This is a genomic window from Paenibacillus tarimensis (assembly GCF_021532315.1).
Classification (GTDB): domain Bacteria; phylum Bacillota; class Bacilli; order Paenibacillales; family Paenibacillaceae; genus Paenibacillus_I; species Paenibacillus_I tarimensis.
This window is the reverse complement of sequence record NZ_JAKGAO010000029.1, coordinates 1-17992: the sequence shown is the minus strand read 5'-3', so window position 1 is coordinate 17992 and position 17992 is coordinate 1. Positions and strand designations below refer to the sequence as shown.

At 49.7% G+C, this 17992-nt stretch carries 26 protein-coding genes; 24 read left to right on the top strand and 2 right to left on the bottom strand.

What is annotated here, in order from left to right; translation table 11 throughout:
• The first annotated feature begins 15 nt into the window (after positions 1–15).
• From rplR to L1N82_RS21025, 21 genes are all read left to right on the top strand, one after another.
• Positions 16–384, top strand: a complete 369-nt coding sequence (rplR, locus tag L1N82_RS21125; protein WP_235289438.1) for a 50S ribosomal protein L18 — start codon at positions 16–18, stop codon at positions 382–384.
• A gap of 31 nt (positions 385–415) precedes the next feature.
• Entirely contained in the window at positions 416–913 is a 498-nt protein-coding gene (gene rpsE / locus L1N82_RS21120) for a 30S ribosomal protein S5 (protein ID WP_111145640.1), read from the top strand.
• A 12-nt stretch (positions 914–925) separates the two neighbouring features.
• Complete coding sequence (rpmD, locus tag L1N82_RS21115) at positions 926–1111, top strand: 50S ribosomal protein L30 (RefSeq protein ID WP_111145641.1); 186 nt, start codon at positions 926–928, stop codon at positions 1109–1111.
• A 45-nt stretch (positions 1112–1156) separates the two neighbouring features.
• A complete protein-coding gene (gene rplO / locus L1N82_RS21110) occupies positions 1157–1597 on the top strand; it encodes a 50S ribosomal protein L15 (RefSeq protein ID WP_111145642.1) in 441 nt (146 codons plus the stop codon).
• The gene (gene secY / locus L1N82_RS21105; protein WP_235289437.1) at positions 1598–2890 is read left to right on the top strand and encodes a preprotein translocase subunit SecY; all 1293 of its coding nucleotides are present in this window, start codon (positions 1598–1600) and stop codon (positions 2888–2890) included. It abuts the gene before it with no gap.
• Between the two features lie 87 nt (positions 2891–2977).
• Positions 2978–3631, top strand: coding sequence for an adenylate kinase (locus L1N82_RS21100; RefSeq protein WP_235289436.1), 654 nt, complete (start codon positions 2978–2980; stop codon positions 3629–3631).
• Positions 3628–4383, top strand: coding sequence for a type I methionyl aminopeptidase (map, locus tag L1N82_RS21095; protein WP_235289435.1), 756 nt, complete (start codon positions 3628–3630; stop codon positions 4381–4383). Before L1N82_RS21100 ends, map begins: the two co-directional genes overlap by 4 nt.
• A 63-nt stretch (positions 4384–4446) precedes the next feature.
• Positions 4447–4728, top strand: coding sequence for a KOW domain-containing RNA-binding protein (locus L1N82_RS21090; RefSeq protein WP_235289434.1), 282 nt, complete (start codon positions 4447–4449; stop codon positions 4726–4728).
• 2 nt (positions 4729–4730) lie between these two features.
• Complete coding sequence (infA, locus tag L1N82_RS21085; RefSeq protein ID WP_015847200.1) at positions 4731–4946, top strand: translation initiation factor IF-1; 216 nt, start codon at positions 4731–4733, stop codon at positions 4944–4946.
• Positions 4947–5081: 135 nt separating this feature from the next.
• Positions 5082–5195: a 50S ribosomal protein L36 gene (rpmJ, locus tag L1N82_RS21080; RefSeq protein ID WP_003333770.1), complete on the top strand. Its 114-nt coding sequence runs from the start codon at positions 5082–5084 to the stop codon at positions 5193–5195.
• A 19-nt stretch (positions 5196–5214) separates the two neighbouring features.
• Entirely contained in the window at positions 5215–5583 is a 369-nt protein-coding gene (gene rpsM, locus L1N82_RS21075) for a 30S ribosomal protein S13 (protein WP_235289433.1), read from the top strand.
• A gap of 19 nt (positions 5584–5602) precedes the next feature.
• Positions 5603–5998 carry a 30S ribosomal protein S11 gene (gene rpsK, locus L1N82_RS21070; RefSeq protein ID WP_111145648.1) on the top strand — a complete coding sequence of 132 codons (396 nt, stop codon included), beginning with the start codon at positions 5603–5605 and terminating at the stop codon, positions 5996–5998.
• A 161-nt stretch (positions 5999–6159) separates the two neighbouring features.
• Complete coding sequence (locus L1N82_RS21065; protein WP_235289432.1) at positions 6160–7104, top strand: DNA-directed RNA polymerase subunit alpha; 945 nt, start codon at positions 6160–6162, stop codon at positions 7102–7104.
• A 101-nt stretch (positions 7105–7205) separates the two neighbouring features.
• Positions 7206–7571 (top strand): 50S ribosomal protein L17, encoded by a 366-nt coding sequence (rplQ, locus tag L1N82_RS21060; RefSeq protein WP_111145650.1) that lies wholly within the window; start codon positions 7206–7208, stop codon positions 7569–7571.
• Positions 7572–7701: 130 nt separating this feature from the next.
• A complete protein-coding gene (gene truA / locus L1N82_RS21055) occupies positions 7702–8484 on the top strand; it encodes a tRNA pseudouridine(38-40) synthase TruA (protein WP_235289431.1) in 783 nt (260 codons plus the stop codon).
• 269 nt (positions 8485–8753) lie between these two features.
• Complete coding sequence (gene rplM, locus L1N82_RS21050) at positions 8754–9191, top strand: 50S ribosomal protein L13 (RefSeq protein WP_111145652.1); 438 nt, start codon at positions 8754–8756, stop codon at positions 9189–9191.
• An 18-nt stretch (positions 9192–9209) separates the two neighbouring features.
• A complete protein-coding gene (gene rpsI, locus L1N82_RS21045) occupies positions 9210–9602 on the top strand; it encodes a 30S ribosomal protein S9 (protein WP_111145653.1) in 393 nt (130 codons plus the stop codon).
• Between the two features lie 273 nt (positions 9603–9875).
• Positions 9876–10568, top strand: coding sequence for a phosphoadenylyl-sulfate reductase (locus L1N82_RS21040; RefSeq protein WP_235289430.1), 693 nt, complete (start codon positions 9876–9878; stop codon positions 10566–10568).
• Between the two features lie 45 nt (positions 10569–10613).
• Positions 10614–11783 carry a sulfate adenylyltransferase gene (gene sat, locus L1N82_RS21035; protein ID WP_235289429.1) on the top strand — a complete coding sequence of 390 codons (1170 nt, stop codon included), beginning with the start codon at positions 10614–10616 and terminating at the stop codon, positions 11781–11783.
• A gap of 117 nt (positions 11784–11900) precedes the next feature.
• A complete protein-coding gene (gene cwlD, locus L1N82_RS21030; protein WP_235289428.1) occupies positions 11901–12671 on the top strand; it encodes an N-acetylmuramoyl-L-alanine amidase CwlD in 771 nt (256 codons plus the stop codon).
• 172 nt (positions 12672–12843) lie between these two features.
• Entirely contained in the window at positions 12844–14007 is a 1164-nt protein-coding gene (locus L1N82_RS21025) for an Mrp/NBP35 family ATP-binding protein (RefSeq protein ID WP_235289427.1), read from the top strand.
• Positions 14008–14122: 115 nt separating this feature from the next.
• Here the strand turns inward: L1N82_RS21025 and gerD are convergent, their stop codons facing one another.
• Complete coding sequence (gene gerD / locus L1N82_RS21020; RefSeq protein WP_235289426.1) at positions 14123–14836, bottom strand: spore germination lipoprotein GerD; 714 nt, start codon at positions 14834–14836, stop codon at positions 14123–14125.
• A 189-nt stretch (positions 14837–15025) separates the two neighbouring features.
• Between gerD and L1N82_RS21015 the strand changes: the two genes are divergently transcribed.
• Entirely contained in the window at positions 15026–15655 is a 630-nt protein-coding gene (locus L1N82_RS21015; RefSeq protein ID WP_235289425.1) for a KinB-signaling pathway activation protein, read from the top strand.
• 12 nt (positions 15656–15667) lie between these two features.
• Here the strand turns inward: L1N82_RS21015 and pdaB are convergent, their stop codons facing one another.
• On the bottom strand, positions 15668–16495 hold the full coding sequence (gene pdaB, locus L1N82_RS21010) for a polysaccharide deacetylase family sporulation protein PdaB (RefSeq protein ID WP_235289424.1): 828 nt from the start codon (positions 16493–16495) through the stop codon (positions 15668–15670).
• 182 nt (positions 16496–16677) lie between these two features.
• Here pdaB and L1N82_RS21005 point away from each other — a divergent pair, with 182 nt between their 5' ends.
• On the top strand, positions 16678–17292 hold the full coding sequence (locus L1N82_RS21005; RefSeq protein WP_235289423.1) for a stage II sporulation protein M: 615 nt from the start codon (positions 16678–16680) through the stop codon (positions 17290–17292).
• 188 nt (positions 17293–17480) lie between these two features.
• Positions 17481–17702 (top strand): hypothetical protein, encoded by a 222-nt coding sequence (locus tag L1N82_RS21000; RefSeq protein WP_111145661.1) that lies wholly within the window; start codon positions 17481–17483, stop codon positions 17700–17702.
• The last annotated feature ends 290 nt before the right edge of the window (positions 17703–17992 follow it).

Below are 17992 nucleotides of genomic sequence, written 5' to 3'. Positions count from 1 at the left end.
GGAGTGAAATGCACAATGATTACTAAGGGCGACAAGAACAAAGCACGTCTGAAAAGACATCTGCGAGTCCGTAAGAAAATCAGCGGAACAACACAACGTCCACGTTTGTCTGTATACCGTTCCTCCAAGCACATCTATGCTCAGCTGATTGATGATGTTCAAGGCGTGACGATTGCTGCGGCATCCACACAGGACAAAGAACTCGCTGGTAAGATCGGAAACGGCGGTAGCGTGGAAGCAGCTCGTCAAGTAGGCGAACTGATTGCACAACGTGCGAAAGCGAAAGGCTGCGACAAAATCGTATTTGACCGCGGCGGTTACTTGTATCACGGCAGAATTCAAGCACTGGCTGAAGCAGCGCGTGAAGCTGGTCTCGAATTCTAATCGACTTTACTTAATAAGGAGGTAAAACGACTTGCGTGTAGATCCGAATACGTTAGAACTGACAGAAAAAGTTGTTCATATCAACCGCGTAGCGAAAGTTGTAAAGGGCGGACGCCGTTTCAGCTTTAGCGCACTTGTAGTTGTCGGTGACGGCAAGGGCTGGGTTGGCGCAGGGATCGGTAAAGCAGGCGAGGTGCCGGATGCAATCCGTAAAGGCATCGACGATGCTAAGAAAAACCTGATCCATGTACCGCTTGTTGGCACGACGATTCCTCATCTCGTGCTCGGTCACTTCGGCGCTGGTGAAGTTCTTCTGAAGCCTGCTTCCGAAGGTACCGGTGTAATCGCTGGCGGACCGGTTCGTGCAGTACTCGAACTGGCTGGCGTAGGCGACATTTTGACGAAATCTCTGGGTTCTTCCAACTCCATCAACATGGTTAACGCTACACTCGAAGGGCTTTCCCGCCTGAAGCGTGCAGAAGACGTTGCCAAACTGCGTGGCAAAACAGTGGAAGAGCTGCTGGGTTAAGGAGGGAATCTGATGGCAAAACTTCAAATCACCCTCGTTCGCAGCCTGATTGGTCGTAACGAGAAGCAGCGCGCTACCGTTCAAGCACTGGGCCTGCGCAAGCTTCATCAATCCGTTGTTAAAACTGACAACGCGGCCATTCGCGGCATGGTGAATCATGTCAGCCACTTAGTTAAAGTTGAAGAAGTACAGGGCTAATACAGCCATAGATAAGGCATAAATTACAAGGAGGTGCTACGAACGATGAAATTGCATGAGCTTAAGCCAGCTGAAGGCTCGCGTCAAGAACCGAAACGTAAAGGACGCGGTATCGGCAGCGGAAATGGCAAAACGGCCGGCAAAGGTCACAAAGGTCAAAACGCTCGTTCCGGCGGCGGTGTTCGTCCGGGCTTCGAGGGTGGCCAGAACCCGCTTTACCGTCGTCTTCCAAAGCGTGGTTTCAACAACCCGTTCCGTAAGGAATACGCCGTTGTAAACATTGAAGAGCTGAACAGCTTTGCAGCAGGAACTGAAGTAACGCCTGAGCTTTTGATGGAGCAGGGTATCGTTAAGAACCCGCAGAGCGGCATCAAGATCCTGGGTAACGGCGACATCAACGTCCAACTCACTGTTAAAGCAAACAAGTTCTCTCAATCTGCGGTAGAGAAAATCCAGGCTGCCGGCGGTAAAACCGAGGTGATCTAATTGTTCAAGACCGTGTCCAATATCTGGAAAGTGGAAGATTTACGGAGACGTATACTCTTCACACTTTTCATCTTATTGATCTACCGTGTCGGTTCGTTCATCCCCGTTCCCAACATCGATAAGACGATGCTGGAAGCGGCGAACAACCAGGAGAACCTGTTCGGACTGCTTAACACGTTCTCTGGCGGTGCCTTGTTTCAGTTCTCCATCTTTGCACTAAGTATATTCCCATACATTACGGCTTCGATTATCGTACAGCTGCTTAGTATGGATGTTATACCTAAGTTTGCAGAGTGGGCTAAAGAAGGCGAAAATGGCAAACGCAAGCTTGCGCAGATCACCCGTTACGGAACGATTGTTCTAGCGTTGATTCAAGCTTTTGCAACTTCGATTGGTTTCCACAACCAGTTCAATATCGTTATTGATGCCGGGTTTACAACCTATGCGATGATTGCAATTGTATTGACTGCAGGTACCGCATTCCTGATGTGGCTTGGTGAACAGATCACCGAGAGAGGGATCGGCAACGGTATTTCAATCATCATCTTTGCGGGTATCGTAGCTTCGATACCAGGACATATCCGTACATTGTATGCAGATCAGTTTGTAGACAATGCGGATAACTTGTTCCTTAGCATTTTGAAGATAGTTGTAATTCTGATTGCGGTTATAGCGATCCTTGTGGGCGTTATCTTCGTTCAACAAGGCGTCCGCAAAATTCCGGTTCAATACGCCAAGCGTGTTGTCGGAAGAAAAATGTACGGCGGCCAGTCGACACACATTCCGCTTAAAGTGAATGGTGCCGGCGTTATCCCGGTTATCTTTGCGATTTCCTTGCTCTACTTCCCTAGAACGATAGCACAGTTCTGGCAGGGTAAAGCATGGGCTAACTGGATTATCGAACACCTCGATTATGTCCAGCCGCTTGGGATGGTCCTGTATGTTATCCTGATTATCGCCTTCACCTTCTTCTACACCTTTGTACAGATCAATCCTGTACAGATGGCTGATCAAATGAAGAAGAATGGCGGTTACATTCCGGGTATTCGTCCTGGCAAACCGACATCGACGTTTATTACGCGTGTCTTGTCCAGAATCACGTTGTCAGGTGCGCTTTTCCTGGCCCTGATTTCCCTGCTTCCTGTAGCATTCGGTGCTTTTGCCGGACTGCCACAATCCGTTCAGCTGGGCGGTACTTCGCTCCTGATCGTAATCGGTGTTGCACTCGACACGATGAAGCAGATCGAAACCCAATTGATCAAACGCCACTACAAAGGGTTTATCAATAAATAACAGTAGGTTCAGAACGGGCTGACGGATACCGCTTGCCGGAACGCCAAGCCCGACCGGGCCTATTCTGCTTAAAGCGAGGTACTTCGAATGAATATCCTGTTTATGGGGCCTCCGGGTGCCGGTAAAGGCACGCAAGCCGAACGGATCGTGGAAACATTTGAAATCCCGCACATCTCGACTGGCGATGCATTCCGACTTGCAATGAAGCAAGGGACTCCGCTCGGTCAGAAGGCCAAAGAATATGTGGATCAGGGACTACTGGTGCCTGATGACGTAACCAATGGTATCGTGCGTGAAAGACTTCAGCAGAGCGATTGCGACAAAGGGTTTCTGTTAGACGGATTCCCGCGTACACTTGCTCAGGCAGAAGCATTGGATGACATGCTGTCTGATATGGGCAAGCAAATCAACCATGTGGTAAACCTTAAAGTCGACCGCAGTTTGCTGCTGGCCCGTCTGACCGGACGCCGTATATGCAAAGCTTGTGGAGCGACTTATCATGTGTTATTCAACCCGCCGAAGCAGGAAGGCGTGTGCGACAAGTGCGAAGGAGAGCTGTATCAGCGCTCCGACGATACGGAGGAGAAGGTTGGTACCCGTCTTGACGAGTACATCTCCAAAACGGCACCGCTGCTAGCCTATTATGAGAATAAAGGGCTGCTCCGCGAGGTGGATGGTGAGAAGGAAATTGATACGGTAACTTCGGAAATCGTATCTTGCTTAAAGGGGCAGGCCGAATGATTATCTGCAAATCCGAGATGGAACTAAGTTTCATGAGGGAAGCAGGTCGCATTGTAGCCGATACGCATCGGCTGCTTGCGCAAGCAATCAAGCCTGGGGTCACCACAAGTGAGCTCGACAAGATTGCTGAAGATTACATTCGCAGCCAGGACGCCATACCTTCCTTCAAAGGCTACAATCAATTTCCCGCGAGTATATGTGCTTCTGTTAATGACGAATTGGTACATGGCATTCCTGGATCTCGGGTCTTGAATGAAGGCGACATTATCAGTATCGATATCGGTGCGCAGTATAAGGGTTACCACGGGGATTCGGCCTGGACTTATGGTGTAGGCCAAATATCCGAGGAAGTTCGTAAGCTGCTCGAGGTTACTGAAAAGTCCCTTTATGCGGGGTTGCAGCATGTTAAGCCGGATGTTCGGCTGTATACCGTTTCGCATGCGATTCAGCAGGTCGTTGAATCGGCGGGCATGTCCATTGTTCGTGAATATGTAGGGCACGGAATCGGTACCAGTTTGCATGAGGAACCGCAGATTCCGAACTACGGCATGCCGGATCGTGGACCGCGGCTTAAACCCGGTATGGTGCTTGCAATCGAACCGATGGTCGTTCTAGGCGAGCGTTATGTACGAACGCTGGAGGATAATTGGACGGTTGTAACCCAGGACGGTACATGGTGTGCACATTTTGAGCATACAGTAGCCGTGACGCCTGATGGCTTTGAAATATTGACCCGTTCGGCTATTGCGTAATACACTTAAGCAATATCCCTTGCTAGGCTGCAGGATGGGCAATTCCAGGAGGGGATTATCGGTATGGAATCAGCGGTTGCTATCGGGCGGATCGTAAAGGTGCTGCGCGGTAAAGGCCAAGATGGCCTGGCGGTAATCATCGGTATCGTTGATGACCGGTTTGTGCTCATCGCGGATGGGGACAAACGGAGATTCGACGATCCGAAGAAGAAGAGTCTCCTTCACTTGGAACTGACTGAAGCTATCAGCTCGGAAGTTGTGAATAGTATGCAGGAAACGGGTCGAGTGACGAACGCCAAGCTGCGTTTTGCAATTCAGAAGTATATAGAGCGGAAAGGAGAATGACGGTGGCTAAAGAAGATGTGATTGAAGTTGAAGGTACGGTAATTGAACCGCTGCCCAATGCCATGTTCAAGGTGGAACTGGAGAACGGACATCAAATTCTGGCCCACGTATCCGGTAAGCTCAGAATGCACTTTATCCGTATTCTGACGGGAGATAAAGTGGTTATCCAGTTGTCGCCATATGACCTGTCCAGAGGTCGTATCACATATCGTAAGTAGTATCTTATGACTGCAAACTAGCATTGTCTATCAGCCGGGCATTCATTCGTTGAAGTTGCCGGTTGCACTTTTAGCTGCGGCCGTCTGATTCCTGATGAAGCCAGAGGTTGCAGTTTTATTCGGGAGGTAATCACAATGAAGGTTAGACCTTCGGTTAAGCCGATTTGCGAAAAATGCAAAGTCATTCGTCGCAAAGGCAACGTTATGGTGATTTGTGAAAATCCGAAACACAAACAAAAACAAGGATAAGAAGGAGGGATAACCTACAATGGCACGTATAGCTGGTGTAGACTTGCCGCGTGACAAGCGCGTAGTAATTGCCTTGACTTACATCTTCGGGATCGGTAACACAACGGCCCAGAAAATTCTGGCCTCGACTGAAATCAATCCGAGCACTCGTGTTCGTGATCTGACGGAAGACGAAGTAAGCCGTCTGCGTGAAACAATCGATAAGTCGGTTAAAGTGGAAGGCGATCTGCGTCGTGAAATCTCGCTGAACATTAAGCGGTTGATTGAGATCGGCTCTTATCGTGGAATCCGTCATCGTCGCGGTCTGCCTGTGCGCGGACAACGCACTAAGACGAATGCCCGGACCCGTAAAGGTCCTAGACGGACTGTCGCGAACAAGAAGAAGTAATAAGGGGGGATAACTGAAAATGGCAAAACCGAAAAAAGTGGTCCGCACGAAGCGCCGTGACCGTAAAAATATCGAATCTGGCGTAGCTCACATCCGTTCGACTTTTAACAACACGATCGTTACGATCACCGATCCGCACGGTAACGCGATCTCTTGGGCAAGCGCAGGCAACCTGGGCTTCAAAGGATCCCGTAAGAGCACTCCGTTTGCTGCACAGATGGCTGCAGAATCTGCTGCTAAAGCTGCAATGGAGCATGGCATGAAAGCTGTTGAAGTCATGGTTAAAGGTCCTGGTTCCGGTCGTGAAGCCGCAATCCGTTCGCTTCAAGCCGCTGGCCTTGAAGTTAACCTGATTAAAGACGTCACGCCAATCCCGCATAACGGATGCCGTCCGCCGAAACGTCGCCGCGTATAGTTCAAACGCGTGTGGTATCAAATATCTGCAACTTGTGAATAATGGTTGTGAAGGTTAGGCATACTACATGATTTGACCAAATAGCGGTGTAGATACTGAACCGGCCCGGCGGCCGGTGATCAGTATGGATACGGAGCGACGTTTGAAGGAGGGTTATTTTAGTGATTGAGATCGAAAAGCCGAAAATCGAAACCGTAGAGCTGAGCGACGAAGGCACGTACGGACGTTTCGTTGTAGAGCCGCTTGAACGCGGATATGGCACGACACTTGGAAACTCGCTGCGCAGAATTCTGTTGTCGTCGCTTCCAGGAGCGGCTGTTACATCGGTACAGATCGACGGAGTGCTTCACGAGTTCTCGACGGTCCCTGGTGTTCTCGAGGATGTTACCGAGATCATCCTGAACCTGAAGAGCCTCTCGCTGAAGATACATTCCGACGAGGAGAAGGTGTTGGAGATTGATGCGGAAGGCGACGGTGCGGTAACGGCCGGCGACATTCGTGCAGACAGCGATGTCGAGATTCTCAACCCTGATCTTCATATCGCAACATTGGCATCGGGTGCCCGTCTTCACCTTCGGGTATTCGCTAATCGCGGACGCGGTTATGTTCAGGCAGACCGCAATAAACGCGAAGATCAACCGATTGGTGTTCTGCCAGTCGACTCGATCTATACACCAATTACGCGTGTCAACTACAGCGTAGAAAATACGCGCGTCGGTCAAGTCACCAACTATGACAAGCTGACCCTTGAGGTCTGGACCGACGGCAGCATCCGGCCGGAAGAGGCTGTAAGCCTTGGCGCCAAAATCTTGACCGAGCATCTGGATCTCTTTGTTGGTCTGACTGATGAAGCGAAAGATGCGGAAATTATGGTTGAGAAAGAAGAAGACAAGAAAGAAAAAGTGCTTGAAATGACAATTGAGGAACTGGATCTCTCGGTTCGTTCCTATAACTGTCTGAAGCGCGCAGGCATCAACACCGTACAAGAGCTAATTACGAAAACCGAAGAAGATATGATGAAGGTGCGTAACCTGGGTCGCAAATCTTTGGAGGAAGTACAAGAGAAGCTTGAAGAGCTCGGTTTGGGCCTCCGCATGGAAGACTAAGACATCTTAGCGTTAGGCATAGCAGATTTGTACAGCAGATCCTAAGCTTCGCTGAGAAGTCGGTTTGCTCGGCAAATCTTTCTTAAAGGGAGGGAAACAAGATGGCATACCAAAAGTTGGGACGTGACTCCAGCGCGCGGAAAGCATTATTCCGTGACCTGGTTACTGACCTTTTCCTGTATGAGCGCATCGAGACGACAGAAGCTAAAGCGAAAGAAGTTCGTTCTATCGCAGAAAAACTGATCACGAAAGCAAAGAAGGGTGACCTTCATGCTCGTCGTCAGGTAGCAGCATTCGTTCGTCGTGAATCGATCGATGGACAACAAGATGCGATTCAAAAGCTGTTCTCTGAGCTGGCCACCCGTTACTCGGAACGTGCGGGCGGATACACACGGATCCTGAAGCTGGGCCCACGTCGTGGCGACTCGGCACCTATGGTGTATTTGGAACTGGTGGATCGTGCGTAATTAGACGGGAAGAGAAAGGGTGGACCAAGAGGAACCGGTGCTGCGCAGCGGTTCCGCAATGGGACCACCTTTTTTTCTGATCCTCGTCAGCTCATAACCACATTACACACAAGCTGCAGGAGGTACCATTATGCGAACCGTCGCCATGATCGTCAGCTATGACGGAACGGCATACAGCGGATTTCAAAGCCAACCACAAGGACAGACCGTACAGGACGAAATCCAGCTGGCTCTGCAGCGGCTGACAGGAGAGGCAATTAAGATAGACGGTTCAGGGCGGACGGATGCGGGTGTGCATGCGTATGGCCAAGTGTTCAGCTTTATCACGGGATCTCCTATTCCGATGAAGCGGTTTGCTATGGCTCTTAACGGTTGGCTTCCGAATGATATCATTGTTCGCAGCGCTCACGAGATGCCAGCTGGTTTTCACGCCCGTATACATGCTGTCCGCAAGACTTACCGTTATTCTATTACGACAGGGAAGTATCCGAACGTTTTCACGAACAGGTATCGGTTTCATCATTATAACCCGCTGGATGTGGATGCTATGCGGGAGGCTATCGTTCATCTGCTGGGTGAGCATGATTTTTCTTCCTTTACCTCAGCCGGTTCGACTAAACGCAGCCATGTGAGAACCATTCATGAAGTTCGTATTGAGCAGGACGGAGATGACATCCACACCTTCGTAACAGGCAACGGTTTCTTGTATAACATGGTACGTATCATCATGGGGACGTTAATGTGGGTAGGAGAAGGCAAATGGAAGCCGGAGCGAATGTCACAGGTGATTAAAGCGATGGACCGTTCCCAGGCAGGTCCTAAGGCTGGAGCACAAGGACTAACGTTGTGGGAAGTGGGGTATCCGGAGCCATTCTCGCAATGTCTGCAAATTGATCCGGCAAACGACTTGTAAGTTATAATATTGCTTGCAGTACACGGTTGTTTATAGTAGAATATAACTTGTGCCTTCTTAGTGGCTCTCCCACAGCCCCGCCTAAGTTGGTGCAAACTTTGCAAAAAGATTAGTATCCTTGAATCGTCTTGAAATGCTGTGCAATCCACTGATTTCACTCATGACATAGACGTGCGGGCAACCGCATTTGTGATCGAATATATGATTTTTGATACCCAATTACGTTTCCATACAAGCGAAATGTGCAATTGAATGAAGGAGGATCATCCATGCGTACCACGTATATGGCCAAGCCGAATGAAGTAGAACGCAACTGGTTCGTAATCGATGCTGAAGGCAAAACACTCGGCCGTCTGGCAAGTGAAGCTGCAGCTCTTATCCGCGGCAAACACAAACCGCAATTCACTCCTCACGTTGATACTGGTGATTTTGTAGTTATCATCAACGCTGAGAAAATTGTTCTGACAGGCAAGAAGCTCCAGAACAAAATGTACTATCGTCACTCCCTGTACCCGGGCGGTCTGAAGGTTACTTCCGCAGCTGATATGCTGAAGAAGCATCCTACGCGCGTGGTAGAGTCTGCGGTACACGGCATGCTGCCGAAGAACCGTCTGGGCGAGAAAATGAAGCTGAAGCTGAAAGTTTACGCAGGTTCGGAGCATCCGCACCAAGCACAAAATCCACAAGTTTACGAACTTCAGGGTTAATAAAGGGAGGACAGTTTCATGGCTCAAGTGCAATACTATGGAACAGGTCGTCGTAAACATTCGGTAGCGCGTGTGCGCCTTGTACCGGGTGAAGGACGAATCATTGTTAATAAGCGCGATTTGAACGAATATTTTGGACACGAAACACTGAAGCTGATCGTTAAGCAGCCGCTTGCACTGACTGAGACATTGTCGAAATACGACGTTCTCGTTATTGCTAACGGTGGCGGTACAACTGGTCAAGCTGGTGCAATCCGTCACGGTATTTCCCGTGCATTGCTCAAGGCTGACCCTGAGTTCCGTCCGGCTCTGAAGCGTGCAGGCTTCCTGACTCGTGACCCGCGGATGAAGGAACGTAAGAAGTACGGTCTTAAAGCGGCTCGTCGTGCACCTCAGTTCTCGAAACGTTAATATTCCTTTTATGGAATCAGCCCTTGGCCATCCGGCCAGGGGCTTTTTATATGCCTTAGACTATAACAGCGCAGTTGATGTTATGAGATTGAGGCAGAGATAGCCTGTATCAGCAGGGAGCAGAGAGATACTGTTTAAACCATTAGAATAGGCAGTCAAACGCCTTATTATGGGCATACGATGTAATATAGGCATTGAGTTATGCAGTGGAAAGACGTATACTATTGTTAATGCATATCACTTTACTAGGAATTAATTATTGGAGGTCTGGATATGAACCTGTTCGAAAAAGAAGCGCTCATTAAACAGAAAGAGGTTGAGCTCGAGAGCGCATCACCGGAAGATATATTGAAGTATGCTGTTGAGACATTTCCGAATATTACTTTCGCCTGCAGCTTCGGTGCCGAGGATGTGGTTCTTGTAGACATGCTTCAGAAGATTAGCCCTAAGACGGATATCTTCTACTTGAACACTGACTTCCACTTTGCGGAAACCTACGAAACACGTGACCGGCTGGAGCAGCATTACAATATGAAGTTTGTTGAAGTTAAACCGGAAATCACGCCGGAGGAACAGGCAGCACAGCATGGTCCGGAACTGTGGAAGTCGGATCCTAACGCATGCTGCAACATCCGAAAAGTAACGCCTCTTACACAGATATTATCGAAATACGAGGCCTGGATTACTGGCATTCGCCGTGATCAGGCACCTACCCGTGCTAATGCGAAGAAGATTGAATATGATACGAAGTTTGGCCTCGTGAAATTCAACCCGATAGCAAGCTGGACATCTGATGATGTCTGGAATTATATCCGTTCTAATAATGTCATTTACAACCCGCTTCATGACAATAACTATCCGAGCATTGGCTGTGAGTATTGCACACGTCAAGTAATGCCGGGTGAAGACCCTCGTGCAGGGCGCTGGGCTGGCAACGAGAAGACTGAATGCGGTTTGCATAAATAATTCATTATTGCAGATTAAGTCAACATTTTTGGGAGGTTTGGCTACATGGGGATTCAACCACATGGCGGTGAGCTGGTTAACCGGATCGCTGCCGGCGGTGAACGCGAAGCATTGCTTGCCGAAGCGGCAGGTTTAAAGGCTGTGCCGGTCAATACTTGGACTATTTCAGATCTGGATCTGATCGGTGTGGGCGCTTTTTCACCACTTAAAGGATATTTGAATGAAGCAGATTATCGCTCGGTCGTAGATACGATGCGTCTTGCTGATGGCACGGTGTGGAGTATTCCGATTACCTTGGCCGTTACAGATGAGAAGGCTGCTGAGCTGTCCGTAGGTGAGCGTGCTGCGCTTGTTGGCGAGACTGACGGTGTGATTTATGGCCTTATCGACATTGAGAGCATCTACAAGGCAGACCAGAAGCACGAAGCCGTACAGGTTTTCAAGACGGATGATCTTGAGCATCCTGGTGTTGCGAAGCTGATGGGTCGTCCGTCGACCTATGTAGGCGGAGCGATTACAGTGCTGAACCGTCCAAAGCCAGAGAAGTTCGAAGAGTTTTACTTTGATCCGGCTGAAACACGGAGATTGTTTGAGGAGAAGGGATGGCGTACAGTCGTCGGCTTCCAGACACGGAATCCTGTTCACCGGGCTCATGAATATATTCAGAAATCCGCTATGGAAATCGTGGATGCACTGTTTTTGAACCCACTCGTGGGTGAGACCAAGTCTGACGATGTACCGGCTAATGTTCGGATGAAGAGCTATCTGGCCCTTCTTGAGAACTACTATCCGAAGGATCGCGTGTTCCTGGGTGTTTTCCCGGCTGCTATGCGATATGCAGGTCCAAGGGAAGCAATTTTCCATGCACTTGTGCGAAAGAACTATGGCTGTACACACTTCATTGTTGGCCGTGACCACGCTGGAGTAGGCGATTATTACGGTACGTATGAGGCTCAAGACCTTCTTCGTACATTTACGGCAGAGGAATTGGGTATAATGCCGCTCTATTTTGAACACAGCTTCTTCTGCAAAAAATGCGGCAACATGGCTTCCAGTAAAACTTGCCCGCATGACAAGGCTGATCACCTGACATTGTCAGGTACGAAGGTCCGCGCACTTCTGCGTGATGGTATCTGCCCGCCGCCGGAATTCTCGCGTCCGGAAGTGGCACAGATTCTAATTGAAGGTATGTCGGATCAGGTTGTAAAACCGTAACGCACATACACATAAACGTTCATAAATAACCACCCTGTCCCATATAGTTGTATAGGATGTCCGGCTAATGATTAGCATAGACATTCATGCAAACTGGGGATCGGGGTGGTTTTTCTTATGCGCCGCATCAAAAAACGTTTCATTGTATGGATAAGCTACAGAGGGGCAGCACGTATCGGGCTCGGCCTCGGAACCGTTCTGCTGATTCTGCTGCTGCTCTCTCAGGAGACACCTACCTCAAGGACGTGGACATACTGGACGCTGCCGCTCTCCGGTAAAACAATCGTACTGGATGCTGGTCATGGGGGAGTGGATGGCGGAGCAAGCAGTAAGCAAGGAATTATTGAGAAGGATTTGAATTTGGCGATTGCGCTTCATCTAAGGGATTACCTGCAGCAAGCCGGGGCCTTAGTCACCATGATTCGTGAGGATGACCGCGACCTGGCTGATCCGGGCACGAAAGGGTACAGCAGAAGAAAGACCGAGGATCTGATCCGCCGGGTTGAGCTGATTCAGGAGGAAAAGCCGGATATGGTAGTAAGTATCCATATGAACAGCATTCCATCGGACAAATGGTCTGGAGCGCAGACCTTTTATTACCCGAACCACCCGGATAATAGCTCACTCGCTACACTGATCCAGGAGGAGATTGTGCGTAATCTCGAAAACACGAACCGGGTGCCAAGCAAGAAAAATGATGTCTATCTTCTGAAGGCTGTTGAAGATGTACCGGCGGCACTGGTTGAGGTAGGCTTTCTGTCCAATCCGGGAGAGGCACGGCTGCTTGCTGATGCCGAATATCAACGAAAGGTCGCAGCTTCTATTTATCAGGGCATTCTGCGTTATGCCGCGGGGGAGAAGGAGAAAACAGCGCCCGGTGGCAGTTAATGGCGTAAAGAGCTAGAATAAGATTCAGCAAGGACGTTCCAAAACTTGGTTCGGACCGTACTTATGCTATAATTGAGACATATTAAGCTGTTGGCAGCCCGGTTGACTAAAGTGTAAACAGAGACGGATAAACCGGTATGACTCAGGCGACAACGAGGGTGAGTGATGGCATATGTTGACACGAGAGCAAGTCTTGGAGGCAATCAGTCCCGTTATTGATACAGGTCAAGGAACCGGCGCTGGGACACCGTCCGTGCGTGATGTTGTAGTGAAGGAGCGTCAGGTCTCAATGACGGTCCTGACTGACAGCGGGGAGCCGGACGCCGCGCTGGAGGAAACCCTGCGCGCTGCGCTTGCGCGGGCAGGGGCCGAAACCGTACACCTGCGGTTTCGGCCTGCAGGAGGGCGCGCCGCAGCAGCCGGCGCGCCTGGACAGGCGCCTGGCAGCAGCCCAGGCGCCGGCACTGCAGCAGCCGGCCAAGCTGCGGCTGCTGCAGGAGCGGGCGCCGTACGCGGTCACGGCGCCGGGCTCGAACAAACACCGCTGCTGAGCGAAGCCAGCGGTGTGCACTTCATTGCCGTCGCCAGCGGCAAGGGCGGCGTCGGCAAGTCCACGGTCACCGTTAATCTGGCGGTGGCCCTGGCCCGTAAAGGCAAACGCGTCGGGCTGATCGACGCGGATATCTATGGCTTTAGTGTGCCTGATATGATGGGAATCGAGGGACGCCCTGAGGTTGTTAATGAGCGGGTGATCCCGATTGAGAGATTCGGTGTTAAGGTCATGTCGATGGGCTTTTTTGTAGAAGATAACAGCCCCATCGTGTGGCGCGGGCCAATGCTTGGGAAGATGCTTCGCAACTTCTTTGAAGAGATTGAGTGGGGCGAGCTGGATTATGTGCTGCTGGATCTGCCCCCGGGCACTGGCGATGTTGCCTTGGACGTGCACCAGATGATCCCTCAGAGCAAGGAAATCATCGTGACGACCCCGCATGCAACAGCGGCATTCGTTGCGGCACGTGCGGGCTCAATGGCGCTCCGGACCGAGCATGAAATCCTGGGCATTGTTGAGAATATGTCTTACTACTCCTGCTCCGCATGCGGCAGCAAGGATTATGTGTTTGGCAGGGGCGGAGGTGCCAGGCTCGCGGAATCGCTTCATGCCGATTTGCTGGCTCAGCTGCCTCTTGGAGCGCCGGACAACCATCCCGCAGAACCGGATTTTTCACCTTCCGTTTATAAGGAGGATACAGAGACGGGACAGCTGTACGCCTCCATCGCGGAGCAGGTCATAGCCAAATGTGAGGATCATTCAGCACCAGATAGACAAAACACATAGACTAACATGCTGCGTGTAGCCAGTTCATAACAGAGATAGTTATGCACCGCAGGCAAACCGCAGAAACCCGCCGGCACCATGCCGGCGGGTTTGCTTTTGCAACCCTCGTATAGTTCTAACTTGAGCCGCCGCCACCTTCTCCACCGCCTGAGCCACCGCCTTCACTTTCTCCGCCACTGCCACCGCCGCCTTGCTCTCCTTCTTTCTGCAGCGGTTCAAATGGCTTGGGCTTAAGCTCTTCCTGTACGGCTTTCTTCATGAGATCAAGCAGTTCAATACGAACAAGGGGACTTTGCATCGTTTCCTGCATGATCGTTTGAATATGCTTCCGGTACTGCGGAGTTTGCATGACATCAAGTATAACCTGGTCCATCTCGGGTGTTTTAAATACCGAAACCAGATCCTGCTGGTAACCAGGGTCCTTCATCAGGTCTTTATGAACCTGTTTATTTTGTGTATTAACAGCCTTCGCGAACTCACCGGCGAACCGCTCATCCGTCATCAGTTTTTCAATAACCTTGTAATAATCGGGGGAGACCAGAACATCCTTGACAGCAAGACGGACCTGCTCCTGGCCCTGTGTCGTCAGCATTTGTGCTTGCAGTCCTGTTCCTTGGCCCAATGTCCCTTTTGTAGCTCCTTCTTCCAGTGCCTTCTGTGCATCCTCAGTCTTCAGAATATCGACCACCATGGTTTTCATGTCTTTATAAGACATGGCTTCACCGCCGCCGCCCCCGCCGGAAGGCTCTGAGCCGCAGCCAGCCAAAAGCAGCAGGGAGCAGGCGAATAAGAGCGCAGCAGCAGCCGATCTTGCCGAGCGTTTTCTCATAGGTACACAACCCCTTTCCTGAAAGCTTGATCATTGCCACTTTGTCTGTTCCAGCTTCCAATAATGCATGAGAGCTTGTCTGTGGGTTATTATGACCGTACTCACAGTGGTTTATGAAGGGGGACGATAGCTTTTTGAACCGAACATGGTAAAATAAAGAGGATGTAGACAAGAGGAGGATTCAAGCAGGTGAACATACGGAAATGGTTTTTTTTATTTTGGAGCTGTATGGCGGTTGGAGCGGGAGCAACCGCTTTGACGGGATCCATTATGCTGTGGACTGATCAATCGTTTCATATTATGGGGATTGATGCGGTGGGTTTTAATGCGGGCATGATGCTTCTGGTGGGAACTATGATTGGCGCTTTCAGCCAGATGGGCTTTTTTGCTTATTTGACCTTGAATTATATTGCATTGAGTATATTCCGCCGAAAATATTTGTGGAACGCGCTTCAAGCCTATACCACATTGTTTGCGGTGGCCTTCTTTGGTTACGTGCTTTATGATAACCGAGAGGTGTTTGGCAATATGATGTTTTGGCTGCTGCCGCTGCTGCTGGCGGTATGTTCCTGGATCGTGGCCAAGGTGAAGGTGAATCAAACAAATGCGAGTGCTCTCGTGCCTACATTGTTCTTAATGTATGTCGGGACGCTTATTGAGACATGGCCAAGCCTGAGTGCGGAGGAGACCAATGCATCGGCTGTTATCTTCATGCTGGTCCCGCTGTTTGTATGCAATGCTTATCAAATCCTGATGCTGCACCGCATCCTGAAACCGGCAGCGGCCGATTCCGCAATAAATACGAAACCGGTCGCCTAATGCCTTCGGGAATTACAATTTGTATTCTTGAGGGATATGCTCCTGTAGAGGATCTTGAGAAGGTGTCTGTATTGTTTGCTTATCCTGTACACTATGACCGGACAGCTCGGTATGAGCAATTAGCTCTGACACGGAGACGAACGTGTATCCTTTTGCCTGAAGCTGGTCAATAATCAGCGGGAGAGCTTCTGGCGTCTGTTTGGCTGAATCACTGGCGTGCATCAGAATGATATCACCGGGATGCGCTTTTGTGACCACACGATTGACAATTTTGTCCGTGCCAATATTCATCCAGTCCAGAGAATCGGTGTCCCATTGGATGACCTTGTACCCGAGCTGGTCAGCGATCTGAAGCACCCGTTTGTCAAAATCCCCGTTTGGCATCCGAATTAAATTAGGAGCCTTGCCGACGACGGTGGACAAAATGGAGTGTGCAGTCTGAATTTGGGTCCGGATCTCCTGGTCGCTGAACTTGCTGTAGTTGTCATGCTTGTGGCCATGACTGCCAATTTCATAGCCGGACTCCGCTATTTTGCTGACAATCTCGGGGTGAGACTGGGCCCAAGGTGCCGAGAGAAAGAAGGTGGATTTATGTACCCCTTTCTCCTTCAGGATATCAAGGATCGGCAGAGCTCTCTTGTCTCCCCAGCTGATATCGAAGGTAAGGGCCACAACTTTCTTCTCGGTCTGAACACTGTAAATGGCTGCAGGCGTCGGTGGTGCGAAGACCGTTATATTATCCTTCTCGGCATATACGACGCCGGCGGAGAACATGATGGCAACTGCAAGGAGAAAATAACGTTTCAACCGGCGTCCGTTCCATACTACAAAAAAATTCATTCGTCTGGCTCTCCTCTCGGTTTGAAAATGCTATCCGCCACAAGGACATGCGGGGCTTGTTCTTCTAAAATGTATGCGTAGATGCGGAACTTATGCGCGGTAATTTCGTATCGGATAGAGCTGACGGGCGGTACAACAAGTTAGAATACCAGACATATAGTTTTGAAGGAGGGGGTGCCAATATGCTGTCATGGAAAGCTATGGTGCAGCATCTGGTCGCGATGAGGACCTATATAGCCATGTCCGCCATTTTGTTTTTTGCGGGTATGATCGTAGGCGGGACCAATACAGCACTGCATCAATATTTGAACAGCCAGCTTCAGGGGATTTCTGATATAGCCGATCAGATCGATCAGTCCAGCAATCCGATGCTTAGCATGTTTTTGTTTATTTTTTTTAACAACACGATTAAGTCTATATTCGTCATGTACCTGGGGGCGGCTTTCGGCATTATTCCGCTATTCTTTCTGCTGGTCAACGGCATGGTGCTGGGGTATCTATACACTTCCATGAATGAACAGGGTGTAAATGCAGCATTGCTTTTCGTAAAGGGGATACTACCACACGGCATTCTGGAGATACCAGCCATTCTAATCGCCTGTGCATATGGACTAAAGTTTGGTGCATTAGGGTTCAGGGGACTGAAGTCTTTGTTCTTTGGATCACGTAAAACAATTGGAGCAGAGTATGAATTTTTCGCTACACGCACGGTTGCCGTTATGCTTCTGCTAGTTATTACGCTGCTCGCAGCTGCTGTTATTGAGACGACAGTTACACCTTGGTTGTTATCCATGTAATAAATTCCCGGAAAACTGAGCATAACAGTAAAGCGGCGTCATGCACGAAGCATGAACGCTGCTTTTTTTTACAGCGGACAAAGGATGCTGCACCGTCAGAGTGGTCTGGCATGCTTTTGAAAACGGGCTGGCTCGAAAAGAGGAAGCGGGAAGAAGGGACAACAATCGCAAGGGGGCAACGTACAGGTATGCTCGGAATACTATTTACGGACAAAGAATGCAAGGAACTGGAGTATGTACTGCGCAAGGAACTTGACGAAATGCTGCTTGATCTGCATGATGCCCGGCTTGATGGTGATATTAAGAACGCTATTGCTAAACGGTATAAAATTGTTTTTCGAATGTATGCCCGAATGGCTTCACCAAAGGAGCTCTCTCGGTATGCGCTCAATATTCGTGCTTATTTGTGACCAGGAGTTGCTTGAGTGTGTTCCATTAAAATGAAGGCCCGCAGGTCTTGACGGTGGCCTGCGCCATATGTTAAATTATTTATCCGACGCTTTGCAGCGGGGGATATAACGCTTAATTGATAATAGGCCCAGAAAAAAGGTTGAATTAACCTCTTGCAAAGAGTGAAGCGTCTGTGATATATTATAAAAGTCGCTGCTGAAATGAAGAGGCGACAGAGAATACAGTTTAAACGCTGTGTTTTTCATAGTAATTGTTCTTTGAAAACTGAACAACGAGCGAACTGCCCTGT

Coding starts and splice junctions, on each gene's coding strand:
- rplR (WP_235289438.1), top strand. CDS start 16: ATGATTACTAAGGGCGACAAGAACAAAGCACGTCTGAAAAGACATCTG.
- rpmD (WP_111145641.1), top strand. CDS start 926: ATGGCAAAACTTCAAATCACCCTCGTTCGCAGCCTGATTGGTCGTAAC.
- rplO (WP_111145642.1), top strand. CDS start 1,157: ATGAAATTGCATGAGCTTAAGCCAGCTGAAGGCTCGCGTCAAGAACCG.
- L1N82_RS21100 (WP_235289436.1), top strand. CDS start 2,978: ATGAATATCCTGTTTATGGGGCCTCCGGGTGCCGGTAAAGGCACGCAA.
- map (WP_235289435.1), top strand. CDS start 3,628: ATGATTATCTGCAAATCCGAGATGGAACTAAGTTTCATGAGGGAAGCA.
- L1N82_RS21090 (WP_235289434.1), top strand. CDS start 4,447: ATGGAATCAGCGGTTGCTATCGGGCGGATCGTAAAGGTGCTGCGCGGT.
- rpmJ (WP_003333770.1), top strand. CDS start 5,082: ATGAAGGTTAGACCTTCGGTTAAGCCGATTTGCGAAAAATGCAAAGTC.
- rpsM (WP_235289433.1), top strand. CDS start 5,215: ATGGCACGTATAGCTGGTGTAGACTTGCCGCGTGACAAGCGCGTAGTA.
- rpsK (WP_111145648.1), top strand. CDS start 5,603: ATGGCAAAACCGAAAAAAGTGGTCCGCACGAAGCGCCGTGACCGTAAA.
- rplQ (WP_111145650.1), top strand. CDS start 7,206: ATGGCATACCAAAAGTTGGGACGTGACTCCAGCGCGCGGAAAGCATTA.
- truA (WP_235289431.1), top strand. CDS start 7,702: ATGCGAACCGTCGCCATGATCGTCAGCTATGACGGAACGGCATACAGC.
- rplM (WP_111145652.1), top strand. CDS start 8,754: ATGCGTACCACGTATATGGCCAAGCCGAATGAAGTAGAACGCAACTGG.
- rpsI (WP_111145653.1), top strand. CDS start 9,210: ATGGCTCAAGTGCAATACTATGGAACAGGTCGTCGTAAACATTCGGTA.
- L1N82_RS21040 (WP_235289430.1), top strand. CDS start 9,876: ATGAACCTGTTCGAAAAAGAAGCGCTCATTAAACAGAAAGAGGTTGAG.
- sat (WP_235289429.1), top strand. CDS start 10,614: ATGGGGATTCAACCACATGGCGGTGAGCTGGTTAACCGGATCGCTGCC.
- cwlD (WP_235289428.1), top strand. CDS start 11,901: ATGCGCCGCATCAAAAAACGTTTCATTGTATGGATAAGCTACAGAGGG.
- L1N82_RS21025 (WP_235289427.1), top strand. CDS start 12,844: ATGTTGACACGAGAGCAAGTCTTGGAGGCAATCAGTCCCGTTATTGAT.
- gerD (WP_235289426.1), bottom strand. CDS start 14,836: ATGAGAAAACGCTCGGCAAGATCGGCTGCTGCTGCGCTCTTATTCGCC.
- pdaB (WP_235289424.1), bottom strand. CDS start 16,495: ATGAATTTTTTTGTAGTATGGAACGGACGCCGGTTGAAACGTTATTTT.
- L1N82_RS21005 (WP_235289423.1), top strand. CDS start 16,678: ATGCTGTCATGGAAAGCTATGGTGCAGCATCTGGTCGCGATGAGGACC.
- L1N82_RS21000 (WP_111145661.1), top strand. CDS start 17,481: ATGCTCGGAATACTATTTACGGACAAAGAATGCAAGGAACTGGAGTAT.